This window comes from uncultured Thiohalocapsa sp. (assembly GCF_913062725.1).
Classification (GTDB): domain Bacteria; phylum Pseudomonadota; class Gammaproteobacteria; order Chromatiales; family Chromatiaceae; genus Thiohalocapsa.
The window spans coordinates 40,677-53,386 of sequence record NZ_CAJXWY010000026.1 but is presented as its reverse complement, the minus strand read 5'-3'; the positions used below and the strand labels follow the sequence as shown (position 1 = coordinate 53,386).

Sequence of the window (12,710 nt, the reverse complement as noted above, 5' to 3'; positions counted from 1 at the left end):
CGTGCGCTGCGACACCGCTGTGCATGCATGGCCCGGATTCCGCAGCCTCAAGGGCCGTTGGTCTGCAACCCGTGTCGTGCATCGCCAGACGGTGTGGATCATCGGCGCCATCGGTGCCGTCACCGGCCTGATCCGCCTGCTCGACTGGTTGCTGGCTTAGCGGCGCACGCCGCGGCCGTGCGCTGCGACACCGCTGTGCATGCATGGCCCGGATTCCGCAGCCTCAAGGGCCGTTGGTCTGCAACCCGTGTCGACGACAGCGTGGATTGATCTGGACAGAAAACGTGGTGCGTCCCTATTTTCTTTGCCGCGGTTAGTGGCAGACTGTCGGTGAACAGGTCCATCGCTGGACCGCCACACGCGTGCAGCGCCATGAGCACCGCCTTCGACCTTTCGAGTCAAATCGACGCCGCCCCCGACGATCACGCGCGCTTTCAGCTCCTGGCGGAGGCGATCCGCGCGCTGGCGGAACAGGCACCGCGGCCCGAAGACATCGCCCGCGGCGCAGATGTGCGCGAGAGCGAGCTGCGGCTGCAAAAGGAGATCGAAATCGTCCGCAAGGAGATGCGCGAGAGTGAGCTGCGCCTGCAAGGCCAGATCAGGGAGGTGGAGCTGCGCCTGCAGGGGCAGATCGAGGAGATGCGCAAGGAGATACGGGAGGTGGAGCTGCGCCTGCAGGGGCAGATCGAGGAGGTGCGCAAGGAGATCGAAGTCGTTCGCAAGGAGATGCGGGAGGTGGAACTGCGCCTGCAGGGGCAGATCAAGGAGGTGGAGCTGCGCCTGCAGCAGGAAATCGACCAGGTGCGCGTGGACCTGAAGACCACCGAGGTGAATCTGCGTACCGCCATGCATCGCCAGACGGTGTGGATTATCGGCGCCATCGGTGCCGTCACCGGTCTGATCCGCCTGCTCGACTGGCTGCTGGCTTAGCGGCGCGCGCGGCGATACCCCACCTCACTGGGACCAGCACCCGGGCCAGCGTCGGGATCAGCACCGGGGCGGCGGCCCGCGGCGCATCCGCACGTGCTGCCCGGGACACCTGACTGGACCCGAATCGCCCGGCCACAGATGCGCACATCATCAGACGAGCACATGATCGACTTGAAGCCACGACTGCACAATTGGATGCCGCCGCTGCTCCGGGCGTGGTGGCTGTGGTGGGCCTTGGCGCTGGGCGTGGGGCTGTGGGCGGTGTGGCTGGTGGAACTGCGCCCGCGGGTGGACGCAGCCGCCCTACCACCGGCGGCGCTGACCTGGGACGGCGCCGAGATGAGGGTGCTGCAGGGTACGGGCAGCCGCGACGGCCCGGCGCTGGCGCTGCGGCTGAATGCTAAGGGGCGGGCCACGGTGCGCATGCCCACGGCGGGCTTCGCCGCCGGGCAGCACCGGCTGCTGCGGCTGCGCGGCTCGCGGCTCGATGCACTACGGGGCATGCGTCTGATCTGGCAGACAGAGACACCGCCGAGCCCGGTGTTCCGGTCGCGCGCGCCCGAGCAGAGCCCGCTGCTGCGGCACGAACTGGCACCGCCGGGCTGGCTGGCACCCACGTGGGATCTGGGCACCGTCACCGGCTGGCGGGATACGGTCACCGTGCTGGCGCTGGCGCTGCGGGGGCCGCCGGGGCAGACGGTGGTGATCCGCGCGCTGAGCCTGGCGCCGGCAACCACCGCGGGCGCGGCGCAGGCGCTGGTTGCGCAATGGGGGTACTGGCTGCCCTGGTCGCAGTCGTCCATCAATTTCTACCGGGCCGATCTGCCCGGGCGGGTGCTGGGCTTTCGGGTACCCGTGGCGGTGCTGTTCGTGGCCGCGGCGCTCGCCGCTTACGGGCTGCTGTGGCTGGCGCTGCGCCGGCGGCTGCCCTTCGACTGGCGCGTCGCCGGCGGCATTTTTCTGCTCGGCTGGGTGGCCCTGGATGCGCCCTGGCAGTGGTCGCTGTGGCAACAGCTGGCGGCGACCCGGGCGGATTACGCCGGCAAGAGCGACCGGCAGAAGGCGTTGGCGGGCCTGGACGCCGGGGTGTATCGGCTCATCACAGACGTGCGCCCGGCGCTGGGCCCGGCGCCGGCGCGGGTGTTCATCGCCACGGGCTCTGAGTACCTGGGGCTGCGCGCGGCGTATCACCTGTATCCGCACAATCCCTATTGGCCGCGCGGGCGCCCGCAGCTGCCGCCGGCGCACCGGCTGCGCAGCGGCGACTTTGTGCTGGTGCTGCGCCCGACGCGGGTGCGCTTCGATGCACAGGCCGGCGAATTGGTCTGGAGACGCGGTCAGCGCGTGGCGGCCGAGCCGGTGGCGGCCGAGCCAGGCTCTGAACCGACGGCCGGGGATGGCCTCGGCAGGCTTTATCGGGTGTTGTGATGACTACTGCGATGGATACGTTGCGGGTGCTGGCGGCGTTGGGCCTGCCGTGGCTGCTGGGGGCGCTGGCCGTGCATCGGCTGGTGGCGCCGGCGCTGCCGGGGCGGCGGGCGCTGGTGCTGGGCTATGGGTTTTTGTTAGGCGTGCTGGCGCTGACGCTGTGCATGCGGGCGCTGGATCACCTGGGCCTGCCGCTGCGCGTGCCCGTGGTGCTGGCGCCGCTGCTGTTGCTGACCCTGGCCCTGGGCGTGCTGCAATGGTGGCGTCCGCGTGCCTTCGGTGCCGCCTTGGGGGGCGTCGGCCCTGGCACCCTGCCGCGCTGGCAGCGGCTGCTGATGGCGCTGCTGGTGGCGGCGGTGGCGCTGCGGCTCGCGGGATTTTGGCTCGAGGTGTCGTGGCGGCCGCTGTTCCCCTGGGACGCCTACATGCATTGGGCCACCAAGGCCAAGGTGTGGGCCGAGGCGCAGGCCTTGCTGCCGTTCGTGAGCTACGACGACTGGCTGGCGGCGGACGGGGCCGGCGTCTACACCGACAATCACCCGGACTACCCCATCACCACGCCATTGCTGCAGACCTGGATGGCGTTGCTGCTGGGGCGCTTTGATGATGCCCTGGTGAATCTGCCCTGGGTGGCGCTGCTGGGGGCCGCGGTGCTGCTGCTGTTTGCCCAGGCGCGCCGCGCCGGGGCGGGGCCGCTGGCGGCGGTGGTGTTTTGTTATCTCCTGGCGAGCATGCCCATGGTGAATCTGCAAACGGCCCTGGCCGGGTATGCGGATGTGTTTTTGGGTGTGTTCTATCTGGCGGCGGTGGCGGCCTTTTATCATTGGAGCCAGACCCGCGACTGGCGCGACGGGCTCTTGGCCCTGGCATGCGCGGCCGCCTGCCCGCTGATCAAGAACGAGGGGCTGTTCTGGCTGCTCAGCTTTGGGCCGGCGCTGGCGGTGCGCTCGCTGCCCTGGCGCTGGAGCCTGGCGCTGCTGGCGAGCGCCGTCGCCCTGGGTGTGGCGGCGCTGCTGCTGGCCCCCGCCGACACCTCACTGGCGGGCCACACGCTGGCGCGGCTGGATGTGCACTTGCGCGCCGAGGCGCTGCAACCGCTGTTGGAGAGCTGGTTCGTGCACGCCAACTGGCATTTGCTGTTTTGGCTGTTGGCGGCCCTGCTGGCGGCGAGCCTGGGCCTGGCTGGTGTCATGCGCCGGGCCTGGCCGCCGTCGCTGGCGGCGGTGGGCGCCGCCCTGGGCACGGCGGTGGCGCTGTTTTTGGTGTTGTTTTTGTTCACCGGCTATGCGGGCGGCGCCATGCGCCACACCGCCGACAACCGCATCATGCTGCAGCTGGCGCCGGCGCTGTTGTTCTTTTGTCTGTTGCTGTGGCTATGGGTGTATCAATTGTCAGCCAAAACCGTTGCCGGCGAGACGCCGGCGCCCGACGGCGGCATCGGGGCGCGCGCCCTGCTTGACCCCAGTCAATCCCCTGGATAATCTCAGCAACCGCGACCATGGTCGGGGGCCCTGTTGTTCACTAATGAACCTGGTCACGGCGCGCCAAACGTCTCATTCAGTCGAGAGGACACAGTGATGATCAGTGATTCATGGATTAAGCCGACGCAGTCCCGCGCCGGCGTGCGAACAGCGGCGCTGACAGCGCTCGCAACGGTGCTGTGGGTGTCGTCGCAGGCCGTGGCGCTCGCCGAGCCACGGGTGGTCAGCGCCAATGGCAACACGGTGGCCCGCTTCCCGGTCACGGCGCCGCAGGTGTCTACGATGACGGCGGCGGAGCCCATGCCGCTGCCCACCACCGATATACCGCCAAACTCCCTGGTGGAGCACCTGCTGTCGCCTATGTCGGCGGGCATGGGTGCGCCCGGGTTCGAGCCCGGTGGGGCACCGACGCGTAGCATCAGTCTGTCCCCGCCCGACGTCGACTCCGATACGCTGGAACTGCCGTCGGAGGCGTCAGCCGACGCGGTGGCGCCGGCCGAATACGGCACATCCAACCATCCCTTCACCACGGCGCGGGTGGATACCGGCTACGGCTCCGTCAAGAACAATGTCTCTCGCACTTACCCCTACTCCGCCGCCGGCAAGCTGTTTTTCGTCGACAACGGCAGGAATTTCGTTTGCTCGGGCGCGCTGATCAAGCCTGGCATCGTGGCCACCGCGGCCCACTGTGTGGCCGAGTTCGGCGATAAGCGTTTCTTTACCCAGGTCCAATTTGCACCGGCGCAGTATGCCAATGCGCAACCCTTTACGGTCTGGACCGCTCGGCGTATTTTGATCAAGACATCGTACTTCGATGGCACTGACGCATGCTCGGCCCCTGGTGTCGTCTGCGAGAACGACGTCGCCGTCATCGAGCTCAATCCCAAGCGCTACAAGGGTGAGTTGGTTTTTCCCGGCCAATTCACCGGCTGGCTCGGCTACGGCTGGGGCGGCTACGGCTTCACGAAGGAGGACATGACCCAGATCAGCCAGCTGGGCTATCCGGTTTCGCACGATGGCGGCCGGATCATGCAGCGCACCGACTCCTACGGTTTTGTTGACAACAGTTCGGCGGACAATACCATTTGGGGCTCTCGGCAGACCGGCGGCTCCAGCGGCGGACCCGAGGTGGTCAACCTGGGTATCCGCGGTAGCTTCAACGTCAGCGAAGGTCAGGAAGCACTGCCGAATGCGGTCATCGGAGTCACGAGCTGGGGCTACATCAGCGACGCGGTCAAACAACAGGGCGCAAGCCCCTTTACCGAGAACAATATCGTGTCTCTGGTCGACAGCGCCTGCAACAACGCCCGTCCCGGCGCCTGCGGCGAGTGATGCAGATCCCGGTCGATGCCTGGCCCGTGGGGCTGGCGTCGGCGCGGGATGCGAACACAGGCATTCGGCGACCCACGGCGTAGCCGTAAACGCTCCGCCACAGCCTTGAGGCCGCCGTCGCCTTACCCCAGGCCACTGCACGCGCCGGCGCTGAATCGGGCCGGGACGTGCTAAGATTACAACGCGTCGGCGTCGCCCAAGAGTCGGCGTCGGCGTTTTTGTTTTTCTGGTTGCTCACTGTTTGTGTGGGCGCCAACACGAACGACGTCAACCACCCGCAGGCGACGGGCCATATCCCAAAGCCCGCGGGCCCTGCCCTCCGGAGTGCACCATGAGCGACTGGAAGCCGAGCGTGCGCCGCGTCACGCAAGGCGATCAAGCGGAGCTGAAGGCCGTGCGTGCCTTGGTCCGCGCGGACAAATACGATGAGGCGCTCGCCAAGCTGCGGGTGCTGTTGGAGCACAATGCGCAGAACGTCAATGCGCTGCTCTTCGTGGGCTACATCCACTACCGCAAGGGCGCGTTCGCCGACGCCGCCAAGTGGCTGGAAAAGGGGCGCGAGCTCGACCCCATCAGCCCGCGGGCCAATCTGTTATTGGGCACCGCGTATCTGCGCGCAGGCGAGCACGACAAGGCGCTCACCGCCTTCGACAGCGCGCTGCACGCCGACCCCAACGCCGACCGCGCCTTTCTGGGCAAGGCGTTGGTGCTGCTCAACACCGGGCGACAGCAGGCGGCGGCGGCGGTACTGCACGATGCGCTGCGCCGCAACCCGCAGTGGGCGCAGGCGCGCCTGTTGCGGGCGCGCGCACTCATGGCGCTGGACGACCGCACGGGCGCCGAGGCGGAGCTGCGGCAGGCGCTGCGCGACACCAACCAGCCCGGTCGGGTGTATTTGCGCCTGGCGCGCCTGCACCTGCAGGCGGAGTCCTACGACGAGGCCCGCGCGGACCTGGCCCATGCCATCGAGGCCAACCCCAACAGCGAGGCCGCCCGCGTGCTGCTGGGGCGCATCGCCCAGCGCCAGGAGGCCTGGGCCGAGGCGCGGGATGCCTACACCGAGGCACTGCGCCTGAAGCCCAACCTGGTGGGGGCGCGGGTGCAACTGGTGGATGTGCTGCTGAAGTTGGGCGAGGTGGAAGCGGCCGACCAGCATGTGCGCAGCTTCCCCAAGCTGAAGCGTTTCCAGAGCCTGCTGCTGAAGCTGCAAGGAGACGTGCATTACCATGCCGGGCGGGCGAAAGAGGCCATGGAGGCCTATCGGGCAGCGTTGCTGCGCGTGCCAGAGACCGAGGCGCTGGTTGCACAGATGGATGCGGAGGCCGACGGTGAAGGCGAGGCGCAGCTCGCCGACTTGCTGGACGAGCTGCAGTCGTCCGTCTCGGAGCTGGTGCTGGGCGAGGTGGAACGGCTGCGCGCCGAGCGCCGCCAACAGCAGGCGCCGGCCTGAGGTCGGCACGGCCGCCCTCCCCTGCCCGGCCTCCCCCCACCCGGTTTCCCTCACCAGGCTTGGCCCAGCACCCCGCACGGCGCCCCGCACCGGCGGGGCGCCGCTGCCCGCTCACGGAATCCAGGACCAGACCTCGATGCTGAAAAAGCGCAGCAACGAGCGACCAAAGGCGTAGCCTACCCGGGTCTGGCCGCAGCGGATCTTGGCAAAGCCCGTCATATCGGTTTTGAGCAGCCCCCGGGTGTTGTCGATGTCGCTGCTGACCCGCACGATCTGACGTAAGGCATCGTCGGCGCTCTGCTCCACCACCGGCGCCACCGTTGCCACCACACCGTCGAAGCGCCGCTCCGGCAGGCTCCACACCCGCAGCTCGAGCGGGGCCCCGGGCACGACGCACTGAATGTCTGCCTCGGGCACCTGCACTTCGACGCGCGCGGTGCGATTGTCCTGAATAGTGGCGAACAGATCGCCTTCGGCGAGGAACTGCCCGAGCGTCTGCGCCAGGTTGGCGGTGGCGATCTGGCCGTCGACGGGGGCGACGATGCGCGTGCGCGCGAGCTGGGTGCGCTGCTGGGCCAGGCGTTCTTCGATGGCACGCACCTCCGCCCGCAGGGCGGCGATTTCGATGTCCTGCGGCTGGCGGGCCACGACGGCCAGGTTGGCGTCGGCCACCGCCACGGCGGCACGGTCCACCGCCGCCTGCTCCTGCGCCTGTGCATACTTGAGCGCCGATACACTGCCGTCGGCCAGGCCGTCTTTGAGCATAGCCGCCTGTTCTTCGCTGTGCTGCGCTTGCACGCGAGCCATGGCCAGTTGCTCGCGGGCATGGGCGATGGCCTCAGGGGTGGGCCCCTGCCTGAGCAGCGCCAGCTCGGCCTGCTTGCGCTCCAGGTCGGCCTCGCTGATGCGGATGGCGTGGCGCTGCGCCCAGCCGTCGATCTGGGCCAGCAGCTCGCCCGCCGTCACGCGCTGGCCTTCGGCGACGTGCACCGCCACCACCTCGCCGCTGAAGCGCGCCCGCACACCGATGCTGCTCTGCGGTAGCACCACCGCCGTGCCACCCACTTCCAGCGGATAGGGCAACAGCAGCACAATGATCAGCGCGACGGCGAACAGGCCCCAGCCCAGTGCAGGCCGCCAGGCACCCCGGCGTGGCGGCCTGGCGCCGGCGGTCTCGCCGAGGGATTCGGGGGTCAGGCTGAAGGGCGCGTCGGTGTCGGCATCACCCGGCGGCTGCGGCCAGGTGTGCTGCAGTGCGGACAGATCCCATGCCGACGCCGGCGCCTGCCGGGGCGGTGCCGGCGGGGCGGGGATCTCCGGGGGCTGGGGCTGAGCACGAGATTGGGGCTGCTCGGGCGGCGCCTGCGGTGCGGCTCCGGCATCCGCCGGTTGTGACGCCCGTGGCAGCGATGCGGGCCAGTGGCGGTGAAAGGCCTCGGCCCAGTCGTCGGTCGGTGCAGCGCCGGTCTGGGCATCGCGATGCACAATGAGCCCGTTCGCGAGCACCTCCGCGTAGAAGGCCTCCAGGTCAGCGGGCGCCGGCGGCTGGTGATGCGGGAAGCGCCGGCGAAACAGGTCACAGACGCCCTCGAGGGACCGGCACTCGGCCAGCGCATGGAGCAGGCACAGCTCTTCGGCCCCGAAATCGAAGCGCTCGTCCGCGGCGGGGGCGGTGATGCGGTAGCGCTCCTCGCCGGCGGACTGACCGGAGAGCGCCTCGACGTGCAGATCGGCCCGCAGGCGATAGTCGAGCCATCGATCACCGCGCTCGGTAAAGACGTCTGTCATGGACGCAACACAACGAACCGACCACGAGTGGGCCAACACCAACGGTAGGCGCGGCCGGCGTCGCCCCCGGGGCCGCCGGCGGGCCGGATGCTGCGCCGGCTGCGCGTGCTGCGCGACCCCGGCCTCAGCCGTCGATGAATCGCTTCAGCCAGGCTTCGTTCTCCTCGCGCGCCTCGGCGCTCAACGGCACGGGCTCACCCGCGTCTGTCTTCCTGCCCTGCTTGCGGACTGCTGCGGCGCGACCGCCACCGGGCGCCCGGCCCGGGCGCCGGCCTGGAGCGCGCGATTGTGGCTGTCGCCGCGCCGGGTCGATGCGCCGCAGGAATGTACGCAGCCGCTCGACATTCACGCCGTCCACGTCGCCGGCGCTTTGGTCGTCGCCAAGGTAATCCAAGATGCGCTGCGCCAGTCGGCTGGCGCGACCGCGCTCTTCGGCGGCCAGCGCCTGCAGGAAGCGCAGAAAACGCTGCAGCCGCTGCCGGGCCACACCCAGATCCTGGATTTTTGCGCCGGGCGCCGGTGCGGTGAGGTAGGCATGGATTTTCGCGAGCCCGCCCGGGCGGGCCACGGCCCGGCGCCAGGCCGGCGGCACCGCGTCGGGCGCATCGGACACCGCGGCGGCGCCTGCGGCGGGCGCTTCCGCTGCTTTGGTGGCGTTGGTGCTCGCGTGCCCCTGCGACGGCAGAGATCGCGGTGTGTGGTCGGTTGTATCGTTCATCGGTCAAGACCCGCCGTTGGCCATGGAAAATCGAGCCGGCTGGGGCGTGAGTGTAGGCGAGTTGGCGTTCTCATGCAGGTGATGGACCCTCGCTGGCTTGGTCGGCATCGCCGTCGGGCTGTCCGGCATCGGCGCCGCCCAGGCCCAGCCGGCGGCGCAAGAACCCCGAGACCGCCCGCAGCAGCAGCTTCGGATGCGACATGGGAAAGAAATGCCCCACCTCCGGCAGCACCTGCAGCTCGCAGTCGGCGCACAGGCGCGCCAGGGCCTGCGCGGTGGGCAGGGTATTGGAATGCGCACCATAGAGGGCGAGCACGGGCACCCGCAGCGCCCGCAATCGCTCTTCGGTGATGCTGTCGGGATAGCAGAACTCCCGGAACAGGCTGGTGCGGCTGACCAGATCCAGCCAATGCTGCGCCGTGTTGCCGGCCTTGGTCCGCGCCCGCGGCGGCGCCGCGAACAGGGCGGGCAGCAGGCGCCCGCCCTGCGGATGCAGCAGGTGCAGGCGCGCCAGCTCGCAGAGCAGGTTGAACCCGCCTTCGGGCAGCTGCGGGTCCAACCTGGCCCCCAGGCGCTCGAGGCGCCCCCGCCACTGGGGCCAATACGCCCAGTCGCAGAGTCGCTGGGTTGGCTGCAGCGCACGCAGGCGGACATCGGCCAGCATCAGGCTGGCCACCCGCTCGGGCTGACGCAGCGCAAACAGGGTGGCCACAGCGCCGCCGTAGCTGTGCGACAAAACGTGGACGCGGTCCAACCGCAGATGATCGAGCAGGGCCTCGAGGTCGCTCGCCTGGTGCTCCAGGCTGTAGCCGCATGGGGTGACGGTGCTGCGGCCATGACCACGCAGGTCGTAGGCGAGCACATGGAAGTGGAAGCGCCGGCTCAGCGGCAGGGCGATGCCGGCATTCCAGAAGGCGAGGTTGGCGGCGAGGCCGTGCACCAGCAGCAGGTGCTCGTGTGCTGCCTCGCCGCTGCGCTGACCCGGTAGCTGCAAGTAGTGCAGGGCATGACCGGGAAAGAGCGCGCTCCCCATTTATTCTTCCAGGTAGCCGAGCATCGCCAGCTGATCGAGGATTTTCTGCTTTTCCGCGTCCGATGCCGGCGCCTCGGCCCGGGTCTGCGGCGCCGTTTCCACCGGGCCCGACGGCGGGCCCATCAGCGGCGGCCGCACGCTCAGGTGGGCGTCGGTGAAGGCGGCCCGGGCGACCTGGCCGTCGTAGTCGACCGGAATGGGCTCATCCAGGCTGTAGAGCAGGCTGGCGGCGACGTCGGCGATTTGCTGCTCGTCACCGGCCACACCCTGGCGGATGTCGGGGCCGGCGGCGAGGAAGATACCCAGGGGGTGATGGGTGCCCGCCGGTACTGCCCGCCGCTCCACCACCGGGCTGAGGTTACGGATGGAGACGAAGCCGTAGTCGGCCAGCTCCAGCGTCAGGTCCGGGGCCTCGGCCATGGCCGGCCCCGGGAAGATCTCTTCGCGGGTGCGCACGCGGCGGATCATGGGGCTGCCCGTCTCGGGGTCGACGCATTGCAGCAGCTCGGCGATGAGCTGCTCGCGGAAGGCGTGGTAGTCGGCGGGCGGCACACCGGGGTCGCCGGGCTGCTGCGCCACACGGATGCGGATGGCATTGGACGACGGCGTGGGGCAGTAGGCCTTGGTGCGCTGCCAGTCCAGGTACGCGAAGGGGCTGGCGGCGCGCCGCTTGGCGGCGTCGTCGTCACCCACGGCGTGGTAGGTGAGGTGTCCCAGCTCGCTCAGCAGGCGGTTGATGCGCACCACGTGGGTAGTGGCGGTGAAGCCGTGGTCGGAGGCCATGAAGATCCGGGTATCGGGCCCGGCGGCTTCCACCAGCCCGGCGATGTAGCCGTCCAGACGCCGGTAGTAGTCTTCGCACAGCTGGCGCATGCGGTTGAAGTGTGCATCGGGCACCTGTGGGCGCAGGGCCGGATCGATGAACTGCCAGGCCTGGTGCTGGATTTTGTCGGCGCCGTCGAACATGACGCACATGAGGTCCGGGCGGTCGGTGGTGAGCAGATGATCGGCGACGCGGTACCAGAGCGCCTCGCGCGGCAGGTGGTAGCGGATCCACTTCTCGAGGTAGTCGTCGTCCATTTCCGAGCCGATCTCGTTTTCGCGCTCGAAGTCCCAGGCCAATTCCCGGGGCTCGAAGCCCGGCAGCTGGCTGAGGCGGTCGAAGAGATCGGGCGGCGTGGAGTTGCGCCGCAGATGACGCGCGGAGGTGAAGCCGGGAATGAGGCTGCCGTTGATCTGCGGCGGCGGCGCGGTCATGGGAAAGTTGAGGGCCGCCACCGAATAGCCGCGGCGGCTGACGGCGCTCCAGACGGTCTCGGCGCGGACGTCGCGGGCGTCGTAGAGGGTGAAGAACACCTCGCGCCCGTTGTCGCTCGAGCGCATGAAATCGTAGACGCCGTGGTGGCCCGGATTCTTGCCGGTGAACATGGTGGTCCAGGCCGGCGGCGTGAGCGGATGCGGGGTGGAGCGCAGCGGCGCGCGAAAGCCGCGCTGCAGCAGCGAGCGCATGAACGGCATGACGACGCCGCGCCCCGGCTGGTCGGCGATGAGGTCATCGAGGATAGGAAAGGCAAAGCCATCCAGGCCGATGAACAGGGTGCGCGTCATCATGAAATCTCCGTGCGTTGAGTGACCGTGGATACTGGGAATGAGATGTGCGCGTCGCTAGGGGCGCATCCCCTCGACCAGGGGCACCTCGAAGACCTTCTGGTGCATGATGGGCCCGTGGCCGAAGTAGTCATCCTCACCGAACAGCTCGCCATGGTCTGCTGTCACCACAAAGTAGGTGTTCGCCGGACATTTATCGAACAGCTCCCCCATCAGTGCATCGACGTATTCCACGCAGCGGCTCTGTTGATGGTGCAGCCGCTGCATTTCGGCCGCGGGAAAGACGTCGGCAACGGCCTGTGTCTGCGCCGCGCCCTCGGGGTCGCGCAGACTCTTGACGGTACCGTGCACGCCGGAGACGCGGGGCATGCTGTTGGGATCGAGCATGTAGGGATAGTGCGTCTCGCCGAGGTTGAAGAAATAGAACCGCGGTTGGGCGTCGGGGAAGGTCACCTCGTCGACCATGCCGCGGAAGTCGTTGTGGTTGTCCATCAGGCGATAGTCGTCGAAGTGCTGGCTGATGGCGGTGTAGGGATTGAGCACCGGCATGGAGACGCGGCCAATGGTCTTGTAGCCGTGGTCCTTGAGCACCTTGGGCAGTGACAATTGGGGCACGAAGGTTTTGAAAGACAGCTCAGCGATGCCCAGGCGCTGGACCCAGGCGCGGTATTCCTGTTTGTAGACTTCCGACGCAAAGACATGCTGCGGGCTCGTATGCGGCAACAGGCCCATCATGAGCACGTAATGGGAGGGCGACGTCCAGGAGGCATAGCTGTAGCGGCGCTGCAGGCTGCCCAGCGCACCGAGATGGCGGATGTTGGCGCGCTCGAAGCTGTCGAAGCGACAGCTGTCGAGCACGATCAGAAAGAGGTTGTTGACCATGGGAGACGTTGACTCGCCGTGCTTGGCCGTTGGGCATGACCGCCGTTGCGGTGGGCCGGT

At 68.7% G+C, this 12,710-nt stretch carries 10 protein-coding genes; 5 read left to right on the top strand and 5 right to left on the bottom strand.

Annotation, left to right across the window (positions count from 1 at the left end; translation table 11 throughout):
• Positions 1-372 precede the first annotated feature (372 nt).
• From QZ588_RS09135 to QZ588_RS09115, 5 genes are all read left to right on the top strand, one after another.
• Entirely contained in the window at positions 373-930 is a 558-nt protein-coding gene (locus QZ588_RS09135; protein WP_295541967.1) for a hypothetical protein, read from the top strand.
• 162 nt (positions 931-1,092) lie between these two features.
• On the top strand, positions 1,093-2,358 hold the full coding sequence (locus tag QZ588_RS09130; protein WP_295541965.1) for a hypothetical protein: 1,266 nt from the start codon (positions 1,093-1,095) through the stop codon (positions 2,356-2,358).
• Complete coding sequence (locus tag QZ588_RS09125) at positions 2,358-3,839, top strand: hypothetical protein (RefSeq protein WP_295541963.1); 1,482 nt, start codon at positions 2,358-2,360, stop codon at positions 3,837-3,839. The genes QZ588_RS09130 and QZ588_RS09125 overlap by 1 nt, the downstream gene beginning before the upstream one ends.
• A 96-nt stretch (positions 3,840-3,935) precedes the next feature.
• The gene (locus tag QZ588_RS09120) at positions 3,936-5,171 is read left to right on the top strand and encodes a trypsin-like serine protease (RefSeq protein ID WP_295541969.1); all 1,236 of its coding nucleotides are present in this window, start codon (positions 3,936-3,938) and stop codon (positions 5,169-5,171) included.
• A 331-nt stretch (positions 5,172-5,502) separates the two neighbouring features.
• Positions 5,503-6,621, top strand: a complete 1,119-nt coding sequence (locus QZ588_RS09115; protein ID WP_295541961.1) for a tetratricopeptide repeat protein — start codon at positions 5,503-5,505, stop codon at positions 6,619-6,621.
• A gap of 111 nt (positions 6,622-6,732) precedes the next feature.
• Here QZ588_RS09115 and QZ588_RS09110 read toward each other — a convergent pair whose 3' ends face one another.
• From QZ588_RS09110 to QZ588_RS09090, 5 genes are all read right to left on the bottom strand, one after another.
• A complete protein-coding gene (locus QZ588_RS09110; RefSeq protein ID WP_295541959.1) occupies positions 6,733-8,409 on the bottom strand; it encodes an HlyD family efflux transporter periplasmic adaptor subunit in 1,677 nt (558 codons plus the stop codon).
• A gap of 124 nt (positions 8,410-8,533) precedes the next feature.
• Positions 8,534-9,127 carry a hypothetical protein gene (locus tag QZ588_RS09105; protein ID WP_295541958.1) on the bottom strand — a complete coding sequence of 198 codons (594 nt, stop codon included), beginning with the start codon at positions 9,125-9,127 and terminating at the stop codon, positions 8,534-8,536.
• A gap of 70 nt (positions 9,128-9,197) precedes the next feature.
• Positions 9,198-10,160, bottom strand: a complete 963-nt coding sequence (locus QZ588_RS09100) for an alpha/beta hydrolase (protein ID WP_295541956.1) — start codon at positions 10,158-10,160, stop codon at positions 9,198-9,200.
• Positions 10,161-11,771: an alkaline phosphatase family protein gene (locus tag QZ588_RS09095; protein WP_295541954.1), complete on the bottom strand. Its 1,611-nt coding sequence runs from the start codon at positions 11,769-11,771 to the stop codon at positions 10,161-10,163. It abuts the gene before it with no gap.
• Positions 11,772-11,825: 54 nt separating this feature from the next.
• Positions 11,826-12,650, bottom strand: a complete 825-nt coding sequence (locus tag QZ588_RS09090; RefSeq protein ID WP_295541952.1) for a sulfatase-like hydrolase/transferase — start codon at positions 12,648-12,650, stop codon at positions 11,826-11,828.
• Positions 12,651-12,710: the final 60 nt, after the last annotated feature.

Excerpts from the sequence above, each read along its gene's own strand:
- QZ588_RS09120 (WP_295541969.1), top strand. The coding sequence starts at position 3,936 with ATGATCAGTGATTCATGGATTAAGCCGACGCAGTCCCGCGCCGGCGTG.
- QZ588_RS09090 (WP_295541952.1), bottom strand. The coding sequence starts at position 12,650 with ATGGTCAACAACCTCTTTCTGATCGTGCTCGACAGCTGTCGCTTCGAC.
- QZ588_RS09110 (WP_295541959.1), bottom strand. The coding sequence starts at position 8,409 with ATGACAGACGTCTTTACCGAGCGCGGTGATCGATGGCTCGACTATCGC.
- QZ588_RS09100 (WP_295541956.1), bottom strand. The coding sequence starts at position 10,160 with ATGGGGAGCGCGCTCTTTCCCGGTCATGCCCTGCACTACTTGCAGCTA.
- QZ588_RS09135 (WP_295541967.1), top strand. The coding sequence starts at position 373 with ATGAGCACCGCCTTCGACCTTTCGAGTCAAATCGACGCCGCCCCCGAC.
- QZ588_RS09125 (WP_295541963.1), top strand. The coding sequence starts at position 2,358 with ATGACTACTGCGATGGATACGTTGCGGGTGCTGGCGGCGTTGGGCCTG.
- QZ588_RS09115 (WP_295541961.1), top strand. The coding sequence starts at position 5,503 with ATGAGCGACTGGAAGCCGAGCGTGCGCCGCGTCACGCAAGGCGATCAA.
- QZ588_RS09105 (WP_295541958.1), bottom strand. The coding sequence starts at position 9,127 with ATGAACGATACAACCGACCACACACCGCGATCTCTGCCGTCGCAGGGG.
- QZ588_RS09095 (WP_295541954.1), bottom strand. The coding sequence starts at position 11,771 with ATGATGACGCGCACCCTGTTCATCGGCCTGGATGGCTTTGCCTTTCCT.
- QZ588_RS09130 (WP_295541965.1), top strand. The coding sequence starts at position 1,093 with ATGATCGACTTGAAGCCACGACTGCACAATTGGATGCCGCCGCTGCTC.